The sequence below is a fragment of the Pseudomonas sp. GW821-FHT03C07 genome (genome assembly GCF_059420925.1).
Window position 1 is genome coordinate 139,355 of the sequence record NZ_JBWKUQ010000005.1, and the last position, 25,275, is coordinate 164,629.

A 25,275-nucleotide genomic window follows, 5' to 3' on the forward strand; every position below is an offset into this window, starting at 1 on the left:
GGATGAACTCATAGAGTTTGACAGGGTAGTCGAATCGAAAAGCCGCGTAATGATCAGATTGCTTGGAAAACAGCGTGTCAGTCTTTTTTGTATTTTTTAGGGCCATGTTCATCGTTACTTTCCCTCCTGGAAAATATTTCGTAGTAAGGCAAAATATAACGATGCTCCGGGGCGTCCAACCAATGGTATATTCCCATCAAACCCATCGATACCAGCGATTAATTATGATTGAGTTAAGACATCTGCGGTACTTTCTGGCCATAGCCAAGTTTCAGCATTTGACCAAAGCGGCGGAGTCCTTGTTTGTCACACAGTCAACACTTTCCCATCAGTTGAAACAGTTGGAGTCCTTCCTGGAGGTTCAACTCTTTGACCGGGTGGGTCGCGGTGTCGAACTCAGCGCTGCTGGAAAATCCTTCTTCGACTATGCCACTCGGGCCTTGAAAGAAGTAGAAGATGGCGCCCTGGCCTTGCGTAACATCGACTCCCTGGCCCAGGGGCAGTTACGCATCGGCGGTATCAGCACCTATATAAACAGCTTATTGCCTCCGGTACTTGCCGCCTTGGGGGAGCGTTACCCGAACATCAGTATCAGTGCGGAAGCCCTGTCCGCCGGTGAAATTTCCACGGCATTGCAAGAGGGGGAAATAGACTTGGGGGTTTCTTTTTTAGACTCCTTCAAAGGTGATTTCATTGCTGAGCCGTTATTCTCGGAAGCCTTGGTATTGACCGTGGCTGCCGCTCACCCCCTGGCCGGCCAGGGCACTATCGAAGCTGCCGAGTTGAGTGAGATTAATCTGTTGGTGCAAACTTCTCGTTATCATTCCCGGCACTTGATCGATGAGCTACTCGGGGCGCGGATCGCTGACAATATCCAGATGGAGTTAAGTTCTATTGAGTGCATGCTGGAGGTGGTGAAGTTGAACTCGTCGGTCGCCGCAGTGCACTTCGAACACAAACTAAGGGTGGATCCGCAACTGGTGCATCTACCCATCCTCAACCCCGGCGTCGCTCGCACGGCAGCCCTGATCTGGCATCGCCAACGCAGTGAAACAGCCTTGTTGCGCGAGGTCTCGAGGATGATCCAGGCTGCGGCCAACGCACACTGAATCGGCGGAGGTACTCTCAATGGCGGCTCAACCGCGTCAGTTGGCGTTCGTCGATCTCTACCCCCAGCCCGGGCCCGCTCGGTAACCAGAGTTTGAAGTCCCGATACTCAGGGCGCTGCAGCACCACATCCTCAACCAGCAACAGGGGCCCGAATAGTTCTGTGCCCCATTTCAGCTCGGGCAAGGTGGCAAAGGCGTGGGCGGAGGCGAGAGTACCGATGCTGCTTTCCAGCATGGTGCCGCCATACAGGTCGATTCCCGCCGCCCTGGCAATGGCCGCCGTGCGCAACACTGCGCAGGGCCCGCCGGTCTTGGCGATCTTAAGCGAGAAAATCGGCGCGGCGCCGTCACATGCGAGCGCGAAACTGTCGGCGACCGACTCGATTGCTTCGTCGGCCATCAGCGGGATCGGACTGCGCATGTTCAAGCGTGCCAGTGCTCGGTGCTCATGGCGCGGCAGCGGCTGCTCGATGAGTTCCACTCCAGCGTCGGCCAGTTGGGTGCATGCCCTGATACAGACCGCCTCACTCCACGACTGATTGATATCCACACGCACGCTGGCCCGGTGGCCCAAGGCCTGTGTGATGGCCACTGCGTGCTGGATGTCCAGGGTCGGCTCGCGAGCGCCCAGTTTGACCTTGAACTGACGGTGGCGACGGGCCTCGAGCATCTGCTCGGCTTCCTGGATATCCCGCCCGGTATCGCCGCTGGCTAAGACCCAAGCCACCTCCAGGCAACTTTGCACTGGGCCGCCCAGCACCTCGGCGACGCTCAATCCTAGGCGTTTGCCCTGGGCGTCGAGCAAGGAGCTTTCGACGGCCGAGCGGGCGAAGGTATTGCCCTTTATCAGACTGTCCAGGCGCTGCATTAGGGCGTTCAAGTTGTAGGGATTCTGACCGATCAACAGCGGCGCAAAGTAGCGGTCGATATTGGTCTTGATGCTTTCTGGGCTTTCACTCGCGTAGGACAGGCCACCGATGGTGGCGGCCTCGCCTAGGCCGTCGACGCCGTCGCTGCAGCGGATCCGCAGGATCACGGTGGATTGGGTTTCGATGGTATGCATCGCCAGCCGGTGTGGCCTGATGGTCGGCAGCCCGACGATATAAGCTTCGACCTGTTCAATTAAGGTGTGATGCATGGAGGCTGCTATTCCCTGAGCTGCGTACTGGTTGGATCCCGATGAGCCGCATGGTGGTGGTTTCGCTGGAGGACGTCAAATACCCAATAGGTGGTGATCAACACTTTATGGGTATGGCTCCCTGAGTACTACAACGCCCTGAGTTCCTCGGTAATCGTGCCCATCAGTGTCTATGACGAGTCTCACAACCTGATGCTCTCGGTGAAATACAGCTTCTGAGGACAGGATGAGCGGCTGGGCAGAACCAGTCACGCTACCGGACAACCGAGACGTTGTGTTCAGCCCTAGCACTCGAGGAAGTTCGGCCAAAATCGCCTCGCGTGAGCACATACTGTACTGGTTGCTCGCGCCTACTTGCGATGGCGCACGGCGCACGGCGCGCGACTGCTGATGTCCGCAGAGCACGTCTAAAACCCGCTTCACACGTTCGCGGTCTTGGCCTTGCGGCGCCGTGCGACGCACAATGGTACGCCGCATTCCCAACGCACTTCTCTGACTCACGGCCTTCACATACTGATCTCCGCGAAGCGCAGCCATGGTCCGGTTGACGCTGGACAAGCGATTCTGCGCGGTGGCGATGCCAATGTTGCCCTGATCAACCTGCTCTCGTATGTGTGCGGCGTACCGCATGAGGATCTCGCGGTCGATCCGTCGCGCGTCGTTTACCCTCGGTCCTTCATCGGATCGACACCACTGCACAAATGCCTGCCAGCGATCGCTATGGGCTTTGACGGTAGCAAAATGGCCGTCACCAAACAGATCTTTCAGGGCTTGCGGTCCGGCATAGCGGAGCTGGCGACCGAAGCCAAAATTACACCCAGCTCGCTTACCGACCCGAGCCATTTTTCAGTTCCTGATCGACTGCAGCGAGATCATGAAAAGGGCTCGCCAGTTCGTACTCACGATAGCGAACTGGGCCCAATCAGTCGGGCGAAAACACAGCGTGTTGTCGGCGACGTAGAGATGCGCGCCATCCTCTTTCAACCATTGAATGATGGCTGTCGTCGAGGTGATATGGAGCGAGCACGATCAATCGGGCTACCGTCCCAGAGCGACGATAGGGTCGTCACGGTTTTCAAATGGTTATCCCGATTCATGGTGCTGCTGCCGAGGAACTGCCCTCCGTCATCACAGAACAGGCCCATGCTCGGCAAGTCATGACAGAGCCCTTTGATCAGGGCCTCGATAGTCGGGTCCGTGGCGATCAGCCGAGGGGCCGAGGGCTTCTCTTCGAGCGGTACGTCGTTCGCGGATTTGGGATCGGAAGGATTGATATGCTGCGCCTGTCGCTGTGCGGTACGGTGCCGAGCAAGCTGTTCGTGGTAGCGCTGCCACTGTTCACGACCCCATTACCGCCATGGAGGTCTGGGCCAGTGAGCTGTCCAGGGCGCGGGCGGCCTCGATCGTGAGGGACCTCTGAATCGCCCAGTGACCGCCTTCGGAAGAGGCGAAGAAGTTGATCGGGAACGAGCTGATCAGACCCCAGAAGGGTAAGGTCTGCTGGTTGGCCACGTCGACAAAGACCTTGGAGACGCTGTCCACCAGACCCGAGCCGGCCATGATCGCCATGATCCCGCATAGAAGGGGTACTGGAGAGTGATCCCGGTGATGGTCTTGATGCCCTCATTGAGCTTGGAAACGTATGGATGCAACAGAGCGGCCGCTGCTGCGTCTGCTTCAAGCCGGTGACCAAAGACACACCGTGGCATAGTCGCCATATTGTGAAGCTAGGTCATGGCGGAATGGGCGCAGCGGCTAATCTTGAGATCTACCACCTACGCAGCCCGAGGGATGTGCAATTTTCCTATGCTGATGATGTACAACCGGGTGCCTAAAGGTGCATTAGCAGAGGCTTGAGTCGTGTGCTGGGAAACTCGCATGCACGGTTCTTAGGGGGGCGCGCGGGCAACCGCGTCTGACTACCCGACAACCAGATACGGCCGTGGGCACTTGGGCGCTCTAACTGGTTGTTTGCCAGCTCGCTGCGCTGCGGAAAATGGGCGGCGGCGATCATGAGTTGATCCAGTCTGCGCGGATGAATGGACACGATCCGCATGCTTATCTGAAGGACGTTCTAACTCGTCTAACGCGCAGCGTTACCGAAGCTGGGCGTAGAACTGGCGTGTCTTCATCGGCCGTTGGCAAGGCGGTCGCACGGCTGTAGGAAGAGCTTGGCGTGAGGCTGTTTCATCGGCCCAAGCGTGCCATCACGGTAATGTCCGAGGGCCGCGTGTTTCTGGAACGCTGCCATCGGATTTTTGCGGAGTACGAGGTTGCCAGACGGGCGTTCAGCCAGGGGAGCGGCAAGCACCAGGGGAAGTTGCGCCGTGGTTTGCCGCAGCCGGGCATGAGGTTGAAGACTCTTGTTTGATGATGCGCAAGCTCAACAGCTACAGTCATCCCTTGGTCGCCTCGCCACACTACCTTTCAAGTCGGGGGGGGATCTGCACGGCCATCGGAACTGTCCAACCACTCATGCCTGCGTTACCGATCCCCCACCAGTGGTAAACTCAACGTTTGGCCTCTGGTGTCAAGAAAGGGGCAGGGCAATATTGAACTGGGCAATCAGCTACCGCCAATGCGATTGAACACTTGCTGGCAATGGCCTAGGCAGGGCAGGGAATCGCCTGCCACCCTAACTTTGTCGAGGGCACCATCGCTGACGGGCGGTTGGTACCTGTATTGGATCGCTACGTTCGCGACCATCGTCTCTTCAGTATTCTCTGGCCATCCAGTCGCCAGCCATTGCCCAAGATAAAGGCCTTTGTGGGCTTTATGACGTCGCGCCTGACATGAACCGTTACGCTAGACCCAAACGCAAAACTGCCGATGCCCCAGAGCCTTCCGGAGCATCTGCAGGCTGTGAGTCTGCAGTGATTTACGCTTTGTTGGATGCCTTCACCGCAAAGGCGCCATCACCCAGCAACGCTACGACCAGTGCCGTCACGGACAGGTAGACAGGATATTCCCAGCCGCCATGGGCGTTGGTGAAGCTCCAGCCATTACCGAAGTGGACCGTCGCGGCAACGAACAACTGAATCACCGCCAGAGCTGCCACCCAGCGCGCATAGACACCCAGCACCAGCATCAAACCGCCGATGACTTCAAAGGCCATGACCGGATACGCCAGGAAGCCCGGGAAGCCAATCGATTCAAAAAAGCCCGCGGTACCTGCTGGGGTAAACACAAGGACTTTGGTCAGGCCGTGGGCAATGAACATGATGCCGAGGGCCAAGCGCATAACAAAGGCGGCGTATGGTGCGGTACGTGAGTCGATCATGGTGCAGTTCCTTTGGTTTATTTGGAGAGTAGCAGCGAGTTGGTCAGCCATTTCGAGAAATCTGCCAGTTCTTCAGCGACAATCTCGTGGGCCATGTCGTAGAAATGTGTTTCGTGGGCGACGCCGATTCGTGCCAGCCAGTCGTCCGCTTCTTTCGCCCAAGCCACCGGTAGAACGTTGTCCTGATAACCATGGGCAATGAAGGCAGAGACCGACTTGAGCCGTTCTGCGGAAGCGATCCGAGGATCAAGTTCGCGCAGCATCCTGCCGCTCAATATCGCGAAACCGGCAACCAGTTCGGGCTCGGTCACCCCAAGGCTCGCACTCATGATGCCGCCCTGGCTGAAGCCGGCAATCACGGTCGGCAACTTGGGCAGCGCTTCGATGAAACGGTGCAACTGTTGCCGGCTGGACTCGGCCTGCTCCTGATTGAACGACGGGCCGTTGCTGGTGAAGTTCACCTGATACCAGGCGAAGCCTTGTGGGCCGACCTGCAGCGGACCGCGCAGCAGAATGACTTCCAGCTCCTCGGGTAGCGATGCGGCCAATGATGCGAGATTTGCTTCATTTGAACCAACGCCATGTAGCAGGAGCAGGCGCCCCTTGGGTGTAGCAGTACTGCACCCTTTGCGGAAAAGCAGGCCCGTTTGCGGCTCGCGAGCGGCTTCGGAAAAAGAGGTGTCACGCATGATCTGCAACGCCTTGGCTGAGGTGAGTGGAGTCGAATCCAACAGGGGTGTTCGAAGAAAACAGGTAGCTGTCCATCGCCAGTACGCCGTAGCTCACGCCACCTTCCAGGACACGTGTCGCATAGTGTTCTCCGGCCGCGCCGAGGGCGATGAGCAACGGTAAAAAATGCTCATCAGTCGGGTGGGCACGTTCGGCTGAAGGTGCGTGCTGCTTATAGTCCAGCAGGAAATCGGTATTGCCCGCCTGCAGGGTTTGGGCTGTCCAGGCCGCAAACGCTTTCACGTAATCGGCCCCTTGGCCGGCCGCCGCGCGAAACTCATACAAGTTATGGGTCAGGCTTCCGGAAGCCACGATCAGCACGTTCATATCCCGTAGCGGCTTGAGGGCTTGGCCGAACTTCCAGGCCTGGTGGGTATCGAGACTGGCAGGCATCGATACCTGAACAACTGGAATGTCCGCCTCAGGGGCCAGGTGCAGCAGCGGTACCCACGCGCCGTGGTCCAGACCGCGGCGGGCGTCAAGCCGGGACTTCCATCCCGCATTCTGCAGCAGATCCACGATATGCGCGGCCAGGGCCGGGGAGCCCGGTGCGGGGTAGCGCAACTGGTACAACGCCTCGGGAAAACCACCGAAGTCGTGAAGGGTTTCAGGGGCGGTGCTCGCCGTGACGCTGACCTCGCCGCGGGTCATCCAGTGTGGCGAGAGGATGACGATGGCATCAGGTCGTGGCAGTTCGCGACCGAGCTCGGCCAGGCGTTGACCCGCCAGGCCGGGCTCGATGGCAAACATCGGAGCACCATGAGACACAAACAACAGCGGGAACGAGGTGTTCATGGTGAATGCTCCCCAACGATTACTTGCCCAGCCAGGCAGGGGCGATGGAAGTGCCCAGGCCGGCGCCGTAGCCGAGGTAGATATTCAAACCTGCCAATGGCTCCAGGTAACGGGCATTGACCAGTGCGCCCGCGTCGACCGTGTTCCAACCCAGGCTCTGTGCCAAGGCAATCGCGGTCTGTTTGGCGCGCTCGCTGTCGCTGGCGACAAATACACTGCCGCGCTGGTCATTGGCGAAAAACGGGCCGTCGGCAAGCACTTGGGCGAACAGGGTATTGAACGCTTTTACGATATGGGCTTGCGGCACTGCTTTGGCAATTTCCTCGCTGGCGCTGGTCACGTGACCGATGGTCAGCGACATGTAATCGGCGCTCAGTGGGTTGGTGATATCGATAACCACCTTGCCCCCCAGATCGCCCAGGCTTTGCAGGGCTTTGACGGCGTCGTCATAGGCGGTTGCAACGACAACGACGTCGCTGTCACCCAGTGCCTCGGCAGCCGGGTAGGCGCTGACATTGTCAAACTGAGCGGCCAGGGCCTTGGCCTTGTCGATGTCGCGTCCGGTGATACGAACGATATGGCCGACGCTGGACAGTTGTTTTGCGAACGCCGAACCCATGTTGCCGGTACCCACTACGGTAATTTTCATAGCGACCTCATTTGCCTTGATGTGCGTTTCGATGAGCTCAGTTTATAGGTTGTGAATTTGAGATAAATAAGGTCGAATGTGATAAACCGTTCCACTTATCGAGACAATAATGGACAGAGCATTGGAGATGCAGGTCTTCTGCAGCGTCGTCGATAAAGGCAGCTTCGTAGGCGCGGCCGAATTGTTGGCGATGTCCAAGGCGGCCATCTCGCGCTATGTGAGCGGTCTTGAAGAACGCCTGGGTGTGCGACTTCTGCAGCGCACGACCCGGCGGCTTTCACTGACGGAGGAGGGGCGCCAGTTTTACCACCAGGCGCGTGAGGTACTGGCGCTCATGGATCAGGCCGAGGAGGCCGTATCGGCCACCGCACCGGAGCCCAGTGGTGTTTTGAGAGTGAATGCACCGGTCAGCTTCGGGGTGCTGCATCTGGCGCCGATCTGGGGCGACTTCATGAAGGCCTACCCCAATATCGAGTTGGACATCAGCTTGAATGACCGACTGGTGGATCTGGTGGAGGAGGGATTCGATGCCGCGGTTCGCATTTCCCGGATGGAAAGCTCTTCCCTGGTAGGACGCCGTCTGGCGGGCACGCGGATGTGCCTGTGTGCCTCGCCCGACTATCTGGCGAGCCATCCCCAGGTGCGTAGCTTGAAGGACCTGGCAGCGCACGGGGTGATTGCCTACACCCACTTCGCCAGCGGTAATGAATGGCAGTTCCAGGGTCCTGACGGCAGTGAAACGGTACGCACCCGTTCGATTGTTCGCTGCAACAATGGCGATACCTGTCGCAGTATCGTACTGGCGGGGGGCGGTATCGCCTTGCAGCCCAGCTTCATGGTGGCCGAGGATTTGCGAGCGGGGGACCTGGTGGAGATCCTGCCTGAGTACCAGTCGGTCGAACTGGGTATCCATGTGGTCTATCCCACACGCAAACACCTGGCGACCAAGGTCCGGGTGCTGATCAATTTTCTGGCCGAGCGATTTGCCCAGCCTCGATGGGAGCAATAATCGGCATTTTCCCTGGCAAGGTCTGACTCAGCACTTATCCAGAAAACCCCGCAGGTCGCGAGTGAACTTTTCCGGATTCTTCAATGCCAGGAAGTGTTCGCCTTGTTCGGCCTTGGTGTACACATGCAGCACGGAGCCCGCGACGACTGAATTCATCCCGCGTTGGCTATCCAGTCAGTCACTGTATTCGCCCGTGAAAATGGCGGTTGGAACATCAATTCGAGATTGGATGACATCCCGCCAATCGTTGGTGACGTGATCGAACAACACGCGCTCCAGGAACGTCATGTCGTCCTTCACAGCGGCCTGTGCCAGGCTGATCACGTTATGAAAGTAGGGCGAGTCCAGATCCATGGCCCGTTCGAGAACCCGAGTCGCGCTGATCAGTTGGTTGGTGGGCGTCCCATTGACGTAGGACGCAATCATGCACTCTGGTGAGGTGGTGAAGGCGCCGGCTTGCAGTCGCTCCGGTTCCGTCCAGTTCGCGTGGCAATAAACCGAGGGTACCTGGTCGATGATGCTCAGCGTGCGCATGCCTTGTGTACCGAACAGGTCGATATAGGCCCACAGGATCGACGCGCCCATCGACCAACCGCAGTAGTCGGCTTGGGGCACACCCAGGTGATCCGAAAACTCTTTCACGTCCATGGCGTAGCGGGAATCTCGATTGCCAAAAGTCACCGCGGACGTCACTTGAAGGTCTTCTGCATCATGGAAATGACCAGTGAGATACCGGCGACTACGATGACTGCCCAGAAGTACTCCAGGCTGGCGACCAGGGTTGATTGTTGATAGAGGTATTGTGCAAGCGTCGACACCGAAATCTGACTGGCTGGGCCCGCGCCCAGGGTCGGGGTGAGTGCCTGAGCCAGGCGCTGAGTTTGTTCCAGATAGAAGGGATCGCCTGAACTGAAATGCCCGTTCAGGTTGTTATATTGCAGCGTGGTGCGCCATTGCAGAAACAAGGTCGCAACGGCGGTACCCAGTGCTATTGCAATCTGCCCCAGCATGCTTTTGATCTGATAGGCATGGGCGAACAACGTGTCGTGGTGGGTCACATCACGAAAGGTCTGCATGGCCGCCGTGGCGAGCACCAGCATCACGAAGCAGCCGTTAAGCACCAGCGCAGGCAAGATGTTTGTCCACATATTGGCTTCGGGGGTAAGGGATGACAACAGCACGGCAAAGCCGATCAGCGCACTGAATCCTGCTATGAAAAACTTCTTCGGCGCCGGGTACTTTGGAATGACGATAGCCATGACGACCCAGGTCAATAGTGCGCCGGCCAGGCCGAAGGCCTGGAACGTACCGATGGTATCCCAGGAGTAACCCAGTGCTGTTTGCAGGAAATACGGCAAGATGTAGTTGTTGCTGCCGAGCACAACGTAGGTGAAGCAGAACAACGCAACTCCGAGGATGTAGCGAGACTGCATCAAGTCTTTGACCTTGAGAAAAGGCGTCTCTTTACCGTGTTCGGCGTGGAAGAAAATATACACGCCCAGGGCGGCCAGCAGCGCGAAGGTCAGGAGGATGAACGTCTCGTTGTAAAAGTCGTAGTAGGAGCGCTGGAGCACATACAGCAGGAAGAAAGTGCTGACGGATAACAACAGGATGTTCGCCGGGCTGGAGGGTGTCCGCTCATCTTCGTGAATCGGTGTGTGGGGTAAAAAACGTGTGCAGAGTACGGCCGCCGCCGCCGCACCGGCAATCAGCAGCCAGAAGATGGCGTGCCACGTGTCCTCGACCACCACCAGTGATGACAGAAAGGGGGCTGCTGCCGTGCCGATGGCCAGACCCGTGGCGAATACCTTTACTCCAACGAATCGCCCAGGGCCCGGAGGTAGCAGGTTGACCATCAGGCGCGCGGAGGTCATGAATGAGGCGCCTCCCAACGCCATGATCACCCGGCCGGCGGTGAAGGTGCTCAGGTCACTGCTGACGCCGCATACGAACGCGCCCATCACGTAAATGCTGATGGAGCCAAGCATGAAGTTGCGCCAGCCGAGCCGTTCCACCAGCCAACGCTGTTTTGAGATGACCACCACCGCAATACAGGCATAGAGCGCTGCAACCAGGGTAAATTCTTCAGGGCTGGCGTCGATCTCACCGCGGATGGGGGCCGAGGCAAAGGCAATCATACCGGCCTGCAGATACTCCAGCGCGCACAGTAGCCCTACGGTCATCAACAAGGCGGCGTTTTTCCGATACATGAAATACCCCGTCAAGGTTTCAGAAGCTTGGCGTATTGGCCACGGTCTTCGTTGGCGCTGATCACCTGCTCTACCACTTCGTTGGCGTCCTTGAGCTCGTTTTCAAAGACGTTGGTACTGTAGGCCGGTTGCGCGGGTGTCTTCTTGTTGAGTACCTGGCCACTGGTGTTGGTGGTATTGACGGAGACACGCATGGATAGGCCAAGGCGCAGCGGGTTGTCGGCGACTTCCCGCGGTTGCAGGGCGATTCGCACCGGCACGCGCTGGGTCACCTTGATCCAGTTACCCGTAGCGTTCTGGGCAGGCATCAACGAAAACGCGCTTCCGGTGCCAGCATCCAGACCTGCGATGGAACCGTGAAACACCACCTTGCGGCTGTAGGCATCGGCATGCAGAACCACGGGTTGACCGATACGTAAATCCTGGATCTGTGATTCCTTGAAGTTGGCGCTCACCCACACCTGATCGATGGGGACCACCGACATCAGGGCTACGCCCGGATTGATCCGCTGGCCAACCTGCACGCTACGTTTGGTGATCAAGCCGGTAACCGGCGAGTCGATCTGGGTGCGATGCAGTGAAATACAGGCATCGCGCAAATTGGCGGCGGCTACCAGCACATCAGGGTGGCTGCGTAATGTCGTGTTATCGACCATGGCCAGGCGAACGGCCAGTGCATGCTGGGTGCCGTCCAGGCCCGCAAGGGCGTTTTTAAGCACCTCTTCGGCATGGCTGATTTCTTCGCGCGAAACAGCGCCGCTGGCGGCGAGCTGATTGCGCCGGCGTACGTCGTCCTGGGCCTTGCGTACGTCGTTTTGTCGCTGGCTGACTTCAGACTCCAGTTGTTGCACCTGGTAATACTGGGTACGGGCCTGGCGCACGGCGCGGGCAAGATTGGATTTGGCGCGCTCGAATTGAATCTCGGCATCCACGGCATTGAGTGTAACCAGTGGCGAGTGGGCATCGACATGGTCGGTGTTGTCGCCGCTGATCACCGTCACGGTGCCGCTGACTTGGGAGGTCACCTGAACGATGTTGCCGTCCACATAGGCATCGTCAGTAGATTCGGTACCGAGTCCCAGCAGGTACCAGACTCCCAAGGTTGCCATTAACAGCACAATACCCAGGATCAGCAGCAACTGCGGACGATAGGATGCTTGAGGTTGAGCGGGGTCGATGGGGGAGGGCGTTTGGGTGGTCATGATTTATCAGCTACGGTTGGGAGTGCGGGGGTGGTGGGGAGCTCGGGGCGGTAGCCGCCGCCCAGCGCCCGACTCAGGTTGGCTTGCAGAGAAAGTGCGCGGGACTGCAACGTGACCAATTGACGTTTCTGGATCAGTGTCGCGTTCTCCGTGGCCAGCACTTGCAGATAGGTGGCCAGCCCCGCGCCATAGCGCAGGTTGACCAGATCGGCCGCGGCTTGGGCTGTGTTGACCGCTTCGAGCTGCTGGGCCAGGCGCTCTTTCAACCAGCGCAGTGAGGACAATTGATCGGCGATGTCACGTAGTGCGTCGATGACGGTCTGGTTGTAGTTTTCAACGGCAAGGTCGTAAGCCGCATCCTGGGCATCCAGATTGCCGCGCAAGCGCCCACCCTCGAAGATCGGCAAGCTGATCGCCGGCGAAACCCCCAGAATTCGACTGCTGTGCTCGCTGAAGGTGTCGAACGCAAGGCTTTGCAGGCCGATAAAGGACGTGAGGTTCACGTTTGGGTAGAACCGGGCTTTGGCCACATCAATCTCATGCCCCGATGCCTCTACGCGCCAGCGTTGAGCGACCACGTCGGGACGGTGTCCGACCAGTTCGGCAGGAATCTGGCTGGGTAGCGCGAGGGTGCCGCTTGCCTGCATGTGGGGGCGGGTAATCGAGCGTCCACGGTCAGGCCCCTTGCCCAGTAAAGAGGCGAGCTTGTTCTGGTTCAGCTCAATTACTTCTTTGAGACCGGCAATATTGGCCCGGCTGGCGGGCAGCGAGGCTTGGGATTGCTTGATATCGATTTGCGTGCCTAATTCGGCGGTAAAGCGTTGCTGCGTCAGCTTTTCAATGTGGATTTGCTGGTCGAGTAACGCTTGAGCAACGTCAAGTTGCTCATAGGTGTCCTGCAAGGCGATATAGGTTTGCACGATAGCTGCCGACAGCATCAGCGCAGCCGCGTGACTGTCGACCTCAAGCGCATGTCGGCGCCCCACGGCGGCTTCAACGGCAGAGCGATTTTTGCCCCAGAAATCCAGTTCGTACCCGACATTCAGCGTCGCCTGGTCGACGTTTTGCCAGGTGCCTTTCACGGGCGCAGGTGTGGTGCCGTTGGCACTGAAGCGTTCGCGGGTGGTACTTGCCGTTGCGTCAATACGTGGCAGCAGCGAGGCATCTTCGATAGCCTCCAGGGCCCCGGCCTGGCGTACACGAGCGGCGGCGGAGCGTAAGGTTGGACTCTCTGCGAGCGCTTCTTCAACCAAGGTGTTGAGCTGTGCATCGTTGAAGCTGGTCCACCAGGTTTCGGTTGGCCAAGCAGCAGGCGATAACGCGATACCGCTATTGGCCAGGGTTTCACCGACATCCCCGGGTGAGAGCATTCTGGACTGGGGCTTCAAGTCGCTGAAAGAGCAACCGGCAAGCAGGAGCAGCAAGACTGCGGCTGACACGTTGGCGGCAAAGGGGCGTCCGGATCGCACGTCCGTAAACTCCTCACGTTTTCGACTATTCATGAACGGTACTCTCTGGCGTAAAGACTGACGTGCAGCGACGAACGGTGACCGGTTGGAAGCGCGATAAAGCTAATAAAAACTGTCAGTGTCGTTATGGGCGAAAAAAAACCTGGCCCCCTACCGGCTAGCGAACTCTCAGGCCTTTGACGATCACCGCGACCGAATTGTCGATGTCATCAAGATTCTCCAGGTTCGCGGTGACCAGATGCAGCCAGGACATGCCTGTGAGCATCGAGACGGCCACATTCACCGCAGGACCATCGACGATTTCCCCAGCGCTCACTGCTCTGGCGAATATCTTGCGTAACGTACGTTCACGGCGAGGCAGAAACTCTTCTCGGAATTCTGCAATGGCCTTTGAATCCAGCTGAATTTCAATGAAGAAACTGCGAAGGGTTTCCCCGGCGCTTGACGACCGCCACCAGCTCCAAAGTGAGCGCAAATGCTCAATCAAATCCTGTTCCAGATTCCCGGTGTCGGGGGAGGTGACGAAGGTCAACGCTGCGCGCTCGTAAACATCCCTCAACAAAGCGCCTTTGCTGCGCCACCACCGATAGATGGTCGGCTTGCTTGACCCGGCGCGCTCGACCAGTGCGTCCATGGTAAACGCCCGATACCCTTGTTCTTCAAGAATAGCGGCAGCCGCTTCCAGGATGGCTTCGGTGCTTTGTGGGCTACGCACCGCACCAATTGAGGATCGGCTGCGAGGTTTGGCAGGCGTGGACTTGCTGGTCTTTTGGGGCATGTGCTTGGTGCTGTTCGAAATTGGCTGTTCAGTGCCTTGTGGATTCTATAGAAACTAACAGTGTTTATACAATAGCATTTTTTCCAGGGTAACGTGGCTAGCTGATGATATGGGTTGGGGCTGCTTGCCGGTGGGGCGCAAGGGTGATGTCGCCCGATTGGCTGCATCTATCACCGTAAGGCCAACTTTAGATGGATCGGTATTCTGGACACTGGCATTGGTGATACCGAGAGCGACCAGTGCTACTGCTAGTGTGCTGTGCGTGCTTTTTGTTCTGGTTCAGCTTCCCTATCAAAATGAATACCCCAATTCCAGTCACAGGGAGAGCACTAAGCGGATGCGTTGGCCAACCCTCTCTCTCAGCAGTGCACTGATGGTAATACTCACACGATAGCGGTATATCGAGTCTCCGATGAGGTCTTGTCGACAACGGTCTCATCGCCTGAGTCGTTGCGCTTGAATTTATCTGCCCGGGCGCTGCTCCACATGCGCAAATAGAATTCGCTGGTACAGCGGTCATCGAGCAATTCACCGGGTTTGAGGAAGGTATGTGTCTGGGAAAATAAACGGATCTGGGTGTCGCTGATTCGTCGCACCAAGTGCTCGGCGGTTAGTTGCGAGGGATGCTCAATACCCGCGGAGGCGAGCATTTCGGCCAGTGTCATCAGGGTATTGCGGTGGAAGTTGTAGACGCGAGTGGCTTTGTCCTCGACCACCAGTGCTCCCTGGCGCAAAGGGTCCTGAGTGGCGACCCCGGTCGGACATTTGTTGGTGTGGCAGCTTTGGGACTGGATACAACCGATGGCAAACATGAAGCCGCGCGCCGAGTTGACCCAGTCGGCACCGATAGCCAGCACACTGGCAATATCAAATGCACTGACAATCTTGCCGCTGGCACCCAACCGGATGTTGTCTCGAAGGTTTAGGCCAACCAGGGTGTTGTGTACGAATAACAACCCTTCGCGCAGAGGCATGCCAATGTTGTCACTGAACTCCCTTGGTGCGGCGCCTGTGCCGCCTTCGGCGCCGTCGACGACGATGAAGTCGGGCAGGATTCCGGTCTTGAGCATCGCCTTGGCGATTCCCATAAACTCCCAGGGCTGGCCGATGCACAGTTTGAAGCCTACCGGTTTGCCATTGGACAGTTCACGGAGCTTATGAACGAACTGCAGCAGTTCGATCGGTGTAGAAAAGGCGCTGTGACGAGCCGGTGACACACAGTCTCGCTCCATGCTCACGCCCCGGGTCTCGGCGATTTCCGCAGTAACCTTATGCCTGGGCAGAATACCGCCGTGCCCGGGCTTGGCACCTTGACTGAGTTTGATCTCGATCATCCGCACCTGAGGGTTACAGACCTGTGCGGTGAAACGCTTGGGATCGAACCGTCCGTCCTGGTCGCGACAGCCAAAATAGCCACTACCCAATTCCCAGATCAGGTCGCCAGCATATTCACGGTGATAGGGGCTGATGCTACCTTCGCCGGTGTCATGGGCAAAGCCACCCAGTTTTGCTCCCTTGTTCAGAGCGCGGATGGCATTGGCGCTCAGGGCGCCGAAACTCATGGCCGAGATGTTAAAGATCGAAGCGCTGTAAGGCTGACGGCACTGCGGGCCACCGACCATAATTCGGAACTCCTTGGGGTCGAGCCCTTCGCTGGGAAGCATCGAGTGAACGATGAATTCAAAGCCGGGTTTGTAGACATCCTTCAGCGTGCCGAAGGCTTTCTCCGCACTCTGGTTCTTGGCACGGGCATAGACCAGCGAGCGTTGGGTACGGGAGAAGGGCAGTTCATCGTCGTCACCTTCAAACAGGTACTGGCGGATCTCTGGACGGATATGCTCGATCAGATAACGAAGGTTTCCGATCACGGGATAGTTGCGACGCACTGAGTGTTGGGTCTGATGCAGGTCATTCAGGCCGATAAGTGTCAGGATCGCGGTGATCAGAGTGAAGGGCCAGAGCCACTCGATGCGCTCGAACAGGCACAGACCGACGAGGGTAAAGACGAAGCAAAAGGCGAAGCATGAGTAACGACCCAGTAATGATAGTTTCATGCGTGTTGTTCCTTGTGGTGTTGCATCGACAGCGATCAGTTGGCCGCTCGGTTTCACGTGGATACGAGTACGTTCAAGCCTGGGCGACTTTTAGCGAGTCGTAACGAGCTTGCAGCTCCTGGCGTTGCAGGCGGCGCTGCTGAGCCTGGGCGTACCGGCGTTGTTCGGCGCAGGTATCCGGAACCAGAGAACGCACGGCTACGGGGCGATGGTTGTGGTCGACAGCGACCATAGTGAAGTAACAGCTGTTGGTGTGGCGTACGCTGCGCTCATGAATGTTTTCAGTCATGACCTTCACGCCGATTTCCATCGAGGAGCGACCGGTGTAGTTCACCGAAGCCAGAAAGGTCACCAGCTCACCGATGCGGATCGGCTCCTTGAAGATCACCTGGTCGACTGACAGGGTCACCACATAATTGCCGGCATAGCGCTTGGCGCAAGCAAAGGCCACTTCATCGAGCAACTTGAGCAAGGCTCCACCGTGAACATTGCCGGAGAAGTTGGCTTTGTCCGGGGTCATGAGCACACTCATGGTCAATTGATAGCTTCCTGGTTCCATTACTGCCTCATCAGGTCGGTCAATCATGTGGGCTCAACTCATCCGGATGTTGCTGCGGCCATGGGCGACTGGCGCGGTTGTGCGTCGCCGCAACGAGAAGGGCAGATTCCGGCCGATCGGGGCGTAACAGGATTGCAGGACACGAAGCACCGGGTGGATGAGCCATGGTGGTGGGGGAGTCTAACAATCGAAAAAATCGATAGCTAGCTAATCAAGTGAGAAGGTATGTTACATATTTTGTAACGGTTCGATATGGTTTGCGGGTATTCCGATATGCCCGGACAGTGTGGGAGCACATGAGACGTGCTCCCACAGATCGTTACAACATCAGATCGAGGAACGACGATAATCCCTATAACGCGCTTACCAGAAGTTGCTTTCGATCGCTAAGTGCAGACGCTCGTCACTGACCTCTAAAGCCTTGCCTTCCTCCTGAGCCTGTTTGGCCACGGCGAAGGCGATCTTCTTGCTCACCGCCTGTATCTCGCTCAACGGTGGCAACACCGCATCACCCTCTCCGGTGAGTAGTGGAGAGCAGTCGGCCAAGGCTCTGGAAGCGGCCATGACCGCCAAGACGCCCAGCCCGATACCGGGGAAGATGTAGGCGTTATTGCACTGGGCGATGTGAATCTTGCGCTCGCCCAGGCTGACCGGTGGAAACGGGCTGCCAGTGGCCACCAGAGCCTGGCCATTGGTCCAGGTGAGGATTTCCTGGGGGGTAGCCTCAATCTTGGAAGTCGGGTTGGACAGCGGCATGACGATCGGCTTAGAGCAGCCCGCATGCAAATTCATCTTTGGGCGACTCTCCCCGAGCGCCTTGAACCAGCTGTTCCCTCCTCACTGCAAGACGCTGGCTGAAGTGCCTCCGGTAAACCGGGGCATCTCGGTCGGCGAGTCCGTACCCGTCGTAAAACAACAATAAGATCCAATCGGGAGTGACCCTTCTACGTCGACTGCGATTTCAAGCAGGATAATGCGCCAAAATCTAAGATCGGCAGTTGGAGCCAGGGCTTCGACCTCAGATACCGTTCGGGCTACACCGACGGGCTGGTTCAGTTCGGCTTGGATACTTCCAGCCAGTTTGCCTACCGACTTGATGGAGGCGGCGGGCGAGGCCAGGATTCGGTGCTGCCCTACGATCCCAGCAAGGGCGAGCCGGTACATGAATACGGCCGCGCAGGCATGACCGGTAAAGTCCGTATCTCCAACACCGAGCTGCGCATCGGCGAACATCGCTCGTGGCTTACACCGATGACTCTCGGCAATTGACGACCACCTACGATGGCATCACCGTCGAGTCCAAAGAGTGGAGCCGCTTGACCCTCAATGCCGGTCGCTTTTGGACGATCGCCTCCCGCGAATCCACCAGCCGGGAACCGATCTACCTGTTTGGCGACAACCCCTCGCAGCACAGCAGTGGGCTCAATTTTGCCGGTGCGCGTTATGACTTCAGCCCGACGTTCAATGGCACGTACTACTTCGACCAACTCGAAGATATCTTCCAGCAGCATTATTTCGCCCTGGCCCAAACCTCCGACCTGGGGGGCGGCTATAGCCTCAAGAGCGATGTTCGCTATTACTCCAACACGCAGAAGGGCAGGCGGCTCTCCGGCAGCGTCGACAACCGTTCGTTGGGATTGATGAGTGCGCTGCGCAAGGGCGCCCATACGTTCACCGTAGGGTTTCAGCGCATGTTCGGCGAGGATGCCTTTCCGCTGCTCAATGGCTATGTGCCCGAGCAATATCTGGTCAATTGGTCGTCACTGGGTTTCTACAAGGCACAGGAGCGGTCCTGGCAGGCGCGATACGACTACGACTTCGTGGCGATGGACGTACCAGGCCTCAGGTTCATGATGCGTTACTTGCGCGGTACCAATATCGAGCGAGGTGCGGCCTGGCGGGCAACACTGAAAGCGAGCGCAATTTCACCGTCAACTATGTGCTGTAAAGCGGCCCGCTGCAGGGACTGGGGTTCGACGCCCGGCACATCGGCACGCAGGCCCGCTACGGCGCGGAGTTCGATGAGAACAGCCTGATCGCCACCTACACCTGGAAGCTGTTCTGATCTGCACAAAGTGGATAGCGGTCTGCACTCAACGGATATTGCCGACGCGCCAAGCCGGTGACACTGGCGCTACCAATAACAACAACGGAGGCGCAGACCATGTCCATTGGCGTCGAGTATCTCAATTCCTTGCTTGAAGAAAACCGTGAAGAAGGCATCTACCGCTGCAAACGCGAGATGTTTACCGACTCCCGCCTGTTCGACCTTGAAATGAAGCATATTTTTGAAGGCAACTGGCTCTATCTGGCGCACGAAAGCCAGATCCCCCAGAAAAACGATTACATCACCCTGCAAATGGGCCGCCAACCGATCTTCATCGCGCGCAACAAGGACGGTGTGCTTAACGCCTTCCTTAATGCCTGCAGCCATCGCGGTGCGATGCTTTGCCGGCACAAGCGTGGCAACAAGTCGTCCTATACCTGCCCGTTCCATGGCTGGACCTTCAATAACTCCGGCAAGCTGCTCAAGGTCAAAGACCCAAGCAACGCCGGCTACCCCACAAGCTTCAACTGCGAAGGCTCCCATGACCTGACCAAAGTGGCGCGCTTTGAGTCTTACCGGGGGTTCCTGTTTGGCAGTCTGAATGCGGATGTCGTGCCGTTGGCCGAGCACTTGGGCGAGTCGGCCAAAATCATCGACATGATCGTCGACCAATCCCCCGATGGCCTGGAAGTGCTGCGCGGCTCCTCTAGCTACATCTACGAGGGCAACTGGAAACTGACCGCTGAAAACGGCGCGGACGGTTACCACGTCAGCTCAGTGCACTGGAACTATGCCGCCACGCAAAACCAGCGCAAGGAGCGCCAGTCCGGCGATGCCAACCCGACCATGAGTGCCGGCGGCTGGGCCAAGAGCGGCGGCGGCTTCTACTCGTTTGACAAGGGCCACATGCTGCTCTGGACGCGCTGGGCAAACCCGGAGGACCGCCCCCTGTATGAGCGCCGTGATGAGCTAGTCAGTGACTTCGGCCAGGCTCGCGCCGACTGGATGATCGGTAATTCGCGCAATCTGTGCCTGTACCCCAATGTGTACTTGATGGACCAGTTCAGCTCGCAGATCCGGATTGCCCGGCCCATCTCGGTCAACCAGACCGAAATCACCATCTACTGCATCGCGCCGGTGGGCGAAAGCGCAGAAGCCCGTGCGCGACGCATTCGCCAGTACGAGGACTTCTTCAACGTCAGCGGCATGGCAACCCCAGACGACCTGGAGGAATTCCGTTCCTGCCAGGTCGGTTACCAAGGCAGTGCCACAGCCTGGAACGATATGTCGCGCGGTGCCGAACACTGGGTCGAAGGGCCGGACGACGCGGCACTGGAGATTGATCTGCATCCGTTGCTCAGTGGCGTTCGCACTGAAGACGAGGGGCTGTTCGTCGAGCAGCACAAGTACTGGAAGGACACCATGCTGCAAGCCGTGGCCACTGAACAGGCAGGCAAGATTCCTGCGCGGGAGGTCCAATGAGCATTGCCTACGACACCGTGCGCGACTTCCTGTTTCGCGAAGCCCGCCACCTTGACGACAAACAGTGGGATCAGTGGCTGGAACTCTACTCCGCCGACGCGACGTTCTGGATGCCATCGTGGGATGACGATGACGAGCTGACCGAAGACCCGCAAAGCGAAATCTCGCTGATCTGGTACGGCAGCCGTGAAGGTCTGGAAGACCGTATTTTCCGGATCAAGACCGAGCGTTCCAGCGCGAGCGTCCCGGACACGCGTACCTCCCATAACTTGAGCAATATCGAGATCACCGAGCAGAGCGAGGGTCAGTGCGTCGTGCGTTTTAACTGGCACACCCTGAGCTTTCGCTATAAGACGGTCGACAGTTATTTCGGCACCAGCTTCTACACCTTGGACACCCGCGGTGAACAACCGCTGATCAAGGCAAAGAAAGTCGTGCTGAAAAACGATTATGTCCGCCAAGTCATCGATATTTACCACCTGTGAATCGGGCTGCATTGCGCCGCCCGCCGAACAGGTGGAGGCGTGCAGCCATGCGAGGTATGCCATGAGCCACAAAATTGCCCTGAATTTCGAAGACGGCGTGACCCGTTTTATCGACGCGACCGACAGCGAAACCGTCGCTGATGCGGCGTACCGCCAAGGGATCAACATTCCCCTGGACTGTCGTGATGGCGCCTGCGGAACCTGTAAATGCTTTGCTGAGTCCGGAGAGTACGACCTGGGTAGGGAATACATCGATGACGCCCTGACTGCCGAAGAGGCGCTCGAAGGTTTTGTGCTGACCTGCCAGATGCGCGCCAAGAGCGACTGTGTGGTGCGCATTCCAGCGTCGTCCGATGTGTGCAAAGCCCAGCAGTCCACGTACGAAGGCGAGATCCAGGAGGTACGCCGTTTGTCTGACAGCACCCTGTCACTCTCCATCCAGGGCGAAGCGCTGGCTGGCCTGACGTTCCTGCCGGGCCAGTATGTCAACCTGCAAGTGCCGGGCAGCGATCAAACCCGTGCGTACTCGTTCAGTTCCGTGCAGAAGGACGGGCGCGTCAGCTTCCTGATCCGCAATGTTCCCGGTGGCCTGATGAGCCAATTTCTCACCGAACTGGCCAAGGTCGGTGACCACATGAGCCTGGCAGGCCCCTTGGGCAGTTTTTACCTGCGCCCGATCAAGCGGCCGCTGCTGTTGCTGGCGGGCGGGACTGGCCTGGCGCCGTTTACGGCGATGCTTGAAACCATTGCCGAGAAGGGCAGTGACCATCCCCTGCACCTGATCTACGGCGTTACCAACGATTTTGACCTGGTGGAAATGGACCGCCTGAACGCGATGGCCGCGAGCATTCCCAACTTCACCTTCAGCGCCTGTGTTGCCAACCCGCAAAGCGCATGGCCGCAAAAGGGTTACGTCACCCAGCATATTGCGCCAGAGCATTTGAATGGTGGTGACGTGGACATCTACCTGTGCGGCCCGCCGCCGATGGTGGAAGCCGTGAGTCATTACATCCGCGAGCAGGGCATTTCCCCCGCCAACTTCTACTACGAAAAATTCGCCGCCAGCGCCGCGTGAATATGCGGCTACAGCATAGGTTTTCGAGGTCGCCATGAGCATGAGATTCAACGATAAAGTCGCACTGGTCACCGGCGCGGCGCAAGGCATTGGGCGTGGTGTAGTCGAGCGTATGTTGCTTGAAGGCGCCAAGGTGGTTGCGGTTGACCGCAGCGAACTGGTGCACGAACTGCCGCCGGAAGTCTTTGCCCTGACCGCAGACCTAGAGCGCTACGAAGATTGCCTGCGTGTGGTTGGCCAGGCTGTGGAACACTTCGGCCGGCTGGACATTCTGATCAACAACGTCGGCGGCACCATCTGGGCCAAACCCTTCGAGCATTATTTGCCCGAGGAGGTCGAGGCTGAGGTGCGTCGCTCGCTGTTCCCCACCCTGTGGTGCTGCCACAACGCTCTGCCGTACATGTTGGCGCAAGGCAGCGGGGTGATCGTCAACGTGTCCTCAATCGCCACCCGAGGGGTCAACCGTGTGCCCTATGGTGCGGCCAAAGGCGGGGTCAACGCGCTGACGGCCTGCCTGGCCTTTGAAACTGCCGGACGCGGTATACGCGTCAATGCCACCGCGCCGGGCGGTACGGATGCGCCGCCGCGACGCATCCCGCGCAACACCGCCACGGCCACCGCGCAAGAGCAGCAGTGGTACTCGCAGATCGTCGAGCAGACCAAGGACAGCAGCTTGATGAAGCGCTATGGGACGGTGGACGAACAGGTAGGCGCCATTTTGTTCCTGGCCTCTGACGAAGCTTCCTATATCACCGGTGTCACCTTGCCGGTGGGCGGCGGTGACCTGGGCTGAGCTGCACGCAATCGCGGTACCCGAATACAAGGTGCTTCCTAAGTGTGACGTGATTGGCTGTGTGCACACTAAATCAATAAAAAAGGTGATCGACATGACCGTGAAAATTTCTCAAACCCCTGAACTCCAAGCCTTTTTCAAAGAGGTCAGCGGCTGCGGCAGTGACCAGGGTAGCCCGCGTGCCAAGCAATTGCTGTTTCGTCTGGTCAACGATGTGGCGCGCATCGTTGAAGATCTTGAGGTGACTGACGACGAGTTCTGGGCGGCGGTGGACTATCTCAACCGCCTGGGTGCACGTAACGAAGCGGGGCTGCTGGTTGCCGGGCTTGGCGTGGAGCACTTCCTCGACTTGTTGCAGGACGCCAAGGACGCCCTGGCGGGACACGTCGGCGGAACGCCACGGACCATCGAAGGGCCGCTGTACGTCGCCGGCGCACCGCTGAGTCAAGGTCAAGCCAGGCTGGACGATGGCAGCGAAGAGGGCGTTGCGACGACGCTGTTCCTGGAAGGCGTGGTGCGCGACACCGATGGGAATCCGGTCCCGGGCGCGATAGTCGATCTGTGGCATGCCAACACCCAAGGTACATATTCGTACTTCGACGCCAACCAATCGGAGTACAACCTGCGTCGACGTATCGTCACCGATGCCCAGGGCCGTTACCGCGCGCGCTCCATCGTGCCGTCCGGTTATGGCTGCAACCAGGCCGGGCCGACCCAGGAATGCCTCAACCTGCTCGGGCGCCATGGCCAACGACCCGCGCACATCCATTACTTCATTTCGGCGCCTGGCTACCGTCACCTGACGACCCAGATCAACCTGTCCGATGACAAGTACTTGTGGGATGACTTTGCGTTCGCTACCCGCGACGGCTTGGTAGGCCAGGTGGTGTTCATCAATGACCAGGCGGCTGCCAGCGCCCGGGGTGTCGAAGGTCGCCACGCCGAGCTTGAGTTCGACTTCCAGTTGCAACCAGCCGCCCGCCCTGCAGCGCAGCAGCGCAGCCGTCGCCCACGGGTCTTGCAGGATAGCTGAGGCCACGCCGACTGTTTTACTCAGCCGGGGAGCGCGCGCAGCTCCCGGCTGATGTCGAGGTACACATGGAAACTCTGTTTCGCGACCTGTCCTTGTCGGCGGTGATCGCCGGTTTCATTGCTACGTTGATTTCCTTCGCGGGGCCGCTGGTCATCATTTTCCATGCCGCGGAGCAGGGGCATCTGTCCGAGATCCAGCTGTCGTCTTGGGTCTGGGCTATCTCCATCGGTTCTTCCGTGCTCGGCGCCGGGCTTTCCCTCAGGTATAAAGTGCCCATCGTGGTGGCGTGGTCGATTCCAGGTTCAGCATTGTTGGTCACCGCGTTGCCTGAGATCGGCCTTAATCAGGCAGTCGGCGCCTATCTGGTGGCCAACCTGTTGCTCTGGGTGATTGGTTTCACCGGCGTCTTCGATAAATTGCTGGTCCACCTGCCAGGGTCGATTGCGGCCGGGATGCAGGCCGGGATCCTGTTCAGCTTCGGCATTCAAACATTCCGCTCGGCACCTGAAGCCCCGGCGCTGATCGGTGCTATGTTTCTGACCTACATCGGCTTTCGCAAACTGTGGCCTCGCTATGCGGTGGCGGCGGTGTTGGTGGTGGGGACGGGCATCACACTGGTCACCGGGGAGTTTCAGCAAGAGGCATTGGTATTTGCCTGGGCGACCCCGCAGTGGATCGTGCCTGAATTCAGCTTGCCTGCCATGTTGAGCCTGGCCTTGCCAATGCTGCTGGTGGCCTTGACCGGGCAATTCATGCCCGGGATTGCCGTGTTGCGCGGCGCCGGGTATTCCACGCCCGCCAGCCCGATCATCAGCGCCAGCGCCTTGGTCGGTGCAGTGCTTGCGCCGTTTGGTTGCCATGGGCTGAACCTTGCTGCCGTGACGGCCAGCCTGTGTACCGGGCGCGAAGCCCACGAGAACCCTCGACGACGTTACGTCGCCGCGCTTTCGGGCAGTGTGTTGTATTTGCTGCTGGGGTTGGCCGGCGCGACGCTGGTGTCGTTGTTTGCCGCGTTCCCGCATGCGTTGATCGCGGCATTGGCGGGGTTGGCATTGTATGGTGCTATCAACGATGCGCTGGTACGCAGCGTGTCCGATGCCCATGACCGCGATGCGGGGCTGTTCACGTTTCTGGTGACCGCGTCGGGGGTTTCCTTTCTCGGTTTGTCAGCACCATTCTGGGGGCTGTTGCTCGGTTTGGCGGCGCATTGGGTGATGGGCAAACGCCGATCCGTCTCTGTGCGCGTGGCACCGACTGAGCGCTAGGGGTGTTGTAAAGCGGTATCTGCGTGTGTTCGATGCCCGTGCCGGGCCCATCGCGAGACGGCTGAAGCCAGGCGGTTAGATACCTGCCAGGTATGGTTCCCAACCCAATTTGTA

21 protein-coding genes and 7 pseudogenes are annotated in these 25,275 nt (G+C 58.4%); 11 read left to right on the forward strand and 17 right to left on the reverse strand.

What is annotated here, in order from left to right; translation table 11 throughout:
* Nucleotides 1-62 precede the first annotated feature (62 nt).
* Nucleotides 63-1,109: a LysR substrate-binding domain-containing protein gene (locus tag AC07VG_RS12330; RefSeq protein WP_495021238.1), complete on the forward strand. Its 1,047-nt coding sequence runs from the start codon at nt 63-65 to the stop codon at nt 1,107-1,109.
* Between the two features lie 16 nt (nt 1,110-1,125).
* Here the strand turns inward: AC07VG_RS12330 and AC07VG_RS12335 are convergent, their stop codons facing one another.
* From AC07VG_RS12335 to AC07VG_RS12355, 5 genes and pseudogenes are all read right to left on the reverse strand, one after another.
* Nucleotides 1,126-2,247, reverse strand: a complete 1,122-nt coding sequence (locus AC07VG_RS12335) for a muconate cycloisomerase family protein (protein ID WP_495021239.1) — start codon at nt 2,245-2,247, stop codon at nt 1,126-1,128.
* A 231-nt stretch (nt 2,248-2,478) separates the two neighbouring features.
* Nucleotides 2,479-3,090: pseudogene (locus AC07VG_RS12340) on the reverse strand (integrase domain-containing protein); the annotation flags it as partial.
* A pseudogene (locus AC07VG_RS12345) lies at nt 3,074-3,261 on the reverse strand (hypothetical protein); the annotation flags it as partial. The pseudogenes AC07VG_RS12340 and AC07VG_RS12345, both read right to left, overlap by 17 nt.
* Nucleotides 3,258-3,596, reverse strand: a pseudogene (locus tag AC07VG_RS12350) (DUF3987 domain-containing protein); the annotation flags it as partial. The pseudogenes AC07VG_RS12345 and AC07VG_RS12350, both read right to left, overlap by 4 nt.
* Nucleotides 3,586-3,822: pseudogene (locus tag AC07VG_RS12355) on the reverse strand (TIGR00366 family protein); the annotation flags it as partial. The pseudogenes AC07VG_RS12350 and AC07VG_RS12355, both read right to left, overlap by 11 nt.
* Nucleotides 3,823-4,172: 350 nt before the next feature.
* Between AC07VG_RS12355 and AC07VG_RS12360 the strand changes: the two are divergent.
* Nucleotides 4,173-4,411 (forward strand): annotated as a pseudogene (locus tag AC07VG_RS12360) (transposase domain-containing protein); the annotation flags it as partial.
* A 714-nt stretch (nt 4,412-5,125) separates the two neighbouring features.
* Here the strand turns inward: AC07VG_RS12360 and AC07VG_RS12365 are convergent.
* Genes AC07VG_RS12365 through AC07VG_RS12380 form a run of 4 tightly spaced genes read right to left on the reverse strand, consistent with a single transcriptional unit; the run spans nt 5,126 to nt 7,700 of the window.
* A complete protein-coding gene (locus AC07VG_RS12365) occupies nt 5,126-5,527 on the reverse strand; it encodes a DoxX family protein (protein ID WP_248796440.1) in 402 nt (133 codons plus the stop codon).
* 17 nt (nt 5,528-5,544) lie between these two features.
* Complete coding sequence (locus tag AC07VG_RS12370) at nt 5,545-6,216, reverse strand: alpha/beta hydrolase (RefSeq protein ID WP_495021240.1); 672 nt, start codon at nt 6,214-6,216, stop codon at nt 5,545-5,547.
* The gene (locus AC07VG_RS12375) at nt 6,209-7,051 is read right to left on the reverse strand and encodes a DODA-type extradiol aromatic ring-opening family dioxygenase (RefSeq protein WP_495021241.1); all 843 of its coding nucleotides are present in this window, start codon (nt 7,049-7,051) and stop codon (nt 6,209-6,211) included. The genes AC07VG_RS12370 and AC07VG_RS12375 overlap by 8 nt, the downstream gene beginning before the upstream one ends.
* Nucleotides 7,052-7,070: 19 nt before the next feature.
* Nucleotides 7,071-7,700 (reverse strand): NADPH-dependent F420 reductase, encoded by a 630-nt coding sequence (locus tag AC07VG_RS12380; RefSeq protein ID WP_495021242.1) that lies wholly within the window; start codon nt 7,698-7,700, stop codon nt 7,071-7,073.
* A gap of 109 nt (nt 7,701-7,809) precedes the next feature.
* On the opposite strand from AC07VG_RS12380, the gene AC07VG_RS12385 reads away from it, so the two are divergent.
* Nucleotides 7,810-8,709: a LysR family transcriptional regulator gene (locus AC07VG_RS12385; protein ID WP_495021243.1), complete on the forward strand. Its 900-nt coding sequence runs from the start codon at nt 7,810-7,812 to the stop codon at nt 8,707-8,709.
* Nucleotides 8,710-8,736: 27 nt separating this feature from the next.
* On the opposite strand, the pseudogene AC07VG_RS12390 reads toward AC07VG_RS12385, so the two are convergent.
* The 8 genes and pseudogenes from AC07VG_RS12390 to AC07VG_RS12425 all read right to left on the reverse strand — a co-directional run.
* Nucleotides 8,737-9,390: pseudogene (locus tag AC07VG_RS12390) on the reverse strand (alpha/beta fold hydrolase); the annotation flags it as partial.
* 8 nt (nt 9,391-9,398) lie between these two features.
* On the reverse strand, nt 9,399-10,919 hold the full coding sequence (locus AC07VG_RS12395; RefSeq protein WP_495021244.1) for an MFS transporter: 1,521 nt from the start codon (nt 10,917-10,919) through the stop codon (nt 9,399-9,401).
* A gap of 11 nt (nt 10,920-10,930) precedes the next feature.
* Nucleotides 10,931-12,121, reverse strand: a complete 1,191-nt coding sequence (locus AC07VG_RS12400; protein WP_495021245.1) for an HlyD family secretion protein — start codon at nt 12,119-12,121, stop codon at nt 10,931-10,933.
* Nucleotides 12,118-13,623 (reverse strand): efflux transporter outer membrane subunit, encoded by a 1,506-nt coding sequence (locus tag AC07VG_RS12405; protein ID WP_495021246.1) that lies wholly within the window; start codon nt 13,621-13,623, stop codon nt 12,118-12,120. The genes AC07VG_RS12400 and AC07VG_RS12405 overlap by 4 nt, the downstream gene beginning before the upstream one ends.
* Before the next feature lie 124 nt (nt 13,624-13,747).
* The gene (locus tag AC07VG_RS12410) at nt 13,748-14,368 is read right to left on the reverse strand and encodes a TetR/AcrR family transcriptional regulator (protein WP_495021247.1); all 621 of its coding nucleotides are present in this window, start codon (nt 14,366-14,368) and stop codon (nt 13,748-13,750) included.
* 383 nt (nt 14,369-14,751) lie between these two features.
* Nucleotides 14,752-16,422 (reverse strand): FMN-binding glutamate synthase family protein, encoded by a 1,671-nt coding sequence (locus tag AC07VG_RS12415; RefSeq protein WP_495021346.1) that lies wholly within the window; start codon nt 16,420-16,422, stop codon nt 14,752-14,754.
* Nucleotides 16,423-16,495: 73 nt separating this feature from the next.
* Entirely contained in the window at nt 16,496-16,981 is a 486-nt protein-coding gene (locus AC07VG_RS12420) for an acyl-CoA thioesterase (protein WP_495021248.1), read from the reverse strand.
* Nucleotides 16,982-17,344: 363 nt separating this feature from the next.
* A pseudogene (locus AC07VG_RS12425) lies at nt 17,345-17,767 on the reverse strand (malic enzyme-like NAD(P)-binding protein); the annotation flags it as partial.
* A 204-nt stretch (nt 17,768-17,971) separates the two neighbouring features.
* Between AC07VG_RS12425 and AC07VG_RS12430 the strand changes: the two are divergent.
* The 8 genes from AC07VG_RS12430 (at nt 17,972) to AC07VG_RS12465 (ending at nt 25,161) form a co-directional block, all read left to right on the forward strand.
* On the forward strand, nt 17,972-18,250 hold the full coding sequence (locus tag AC07VG_RS12430; RefSeq protein WP_495021347.1) for an OprD family outer membrane porin: 279 nt from the start codon (nt 17,972-17,974) through the stop codon (nt 18,248-18,250).
* Nucleotides 18,247-19,017, forward strand: coding sequence for an OprD family outer membrane porin (locus tag AC07VG_RS12435; protein WP_495021249.1), 771 nt, complete (start codon nt 18,247-18,249; stop codon nt 19,015-19,017). Before AC07VG_RS12430 ends, AC07VG_RS12435 begins: the two co-directional genes overlap by 4 nt.
* Before the next feature lie 128 nt (nt 19,018-19,145).
* Nucleotides 19,146-20,510 carry a benzoate 1,2-dioxygenase large subunit gene (gene benA, locus AC07VG_RS12440; RefSeq protein ID WP_495021250.1) on the forward strand — a complete coding sequence of 455 codons (1,365 nt, stop codon included), beginning with the start codon at nt 19,146-19,148 and terminating at the stop codon, nt 20,508-20,510.
* Complete coding sequence (gene benB, locus AC07VG_RS12445) at nt 20,507-20,995, forward strand: benzoate 1,2-dioxygenase small subunit (RefSeq protein ID WP_495021251.1); 489 nt, start codon at nt 20,507-20,509, stop codon at nt 20,993-20,995. Before benA ends, benB begins: the two co-directional genes overlap by 4 nt.
* A gap of 61 nt (nt 20,996-21,056) precedes the next feature.
* Nucleotides 21,057-22,070, forward strand: a complete 1,014-nt coding sequence (benC, locus tag AC07VG_RS12450) for a benzoate 1,2-dioxygenase electron transfer component BenC (RefSeq protein ID WP_495021252.1) — start codon at nt 21,057-21,059, stop codon at nt 22,068-22,070.
* 34 nt (nt 22,071-22,104) lie between these two features.
* Entirely contained in the window at nt 22,105-22,863 is a 759-nt protein-coding gene (locus AC07VG_RS12455; protein ID WP_495021253.1) for a 1,6-dihydroxycyclohexa-2,4-diene-1-carboxylate dehydrogenase, read from the forward strand.
* 94 nt (nt 22,864-22,957) lie between these two features.
* On the forward strand, nt 22,958-23,896 hold the full coding sequence (gene catA, locus AC07VG_RS12460) for a catechol 1,2-dioxygenase (protein WP_495021254.1): 939 nt from the start codon (nt 22,958-22,960) through the stop codon (nt 23,894-23,896).
* Between the two features lie 65 nt (nt 23,897-23,961).
* Nucleotides 23,962-25,161 (forward strand): benzoate/H(+) symporter BenE family transporter, encoded by a 1,200-nt coding sequence (locus tag AC07VG_RS12465; RefSeq protein ID WP_495021255.1) that lies wholly within the window; start codon nt 23,962-23,964, stop codon nt 25,159-25,161.
* Nucleotides 25,162-25,275 lie beyond the last annotated feature (114 nt).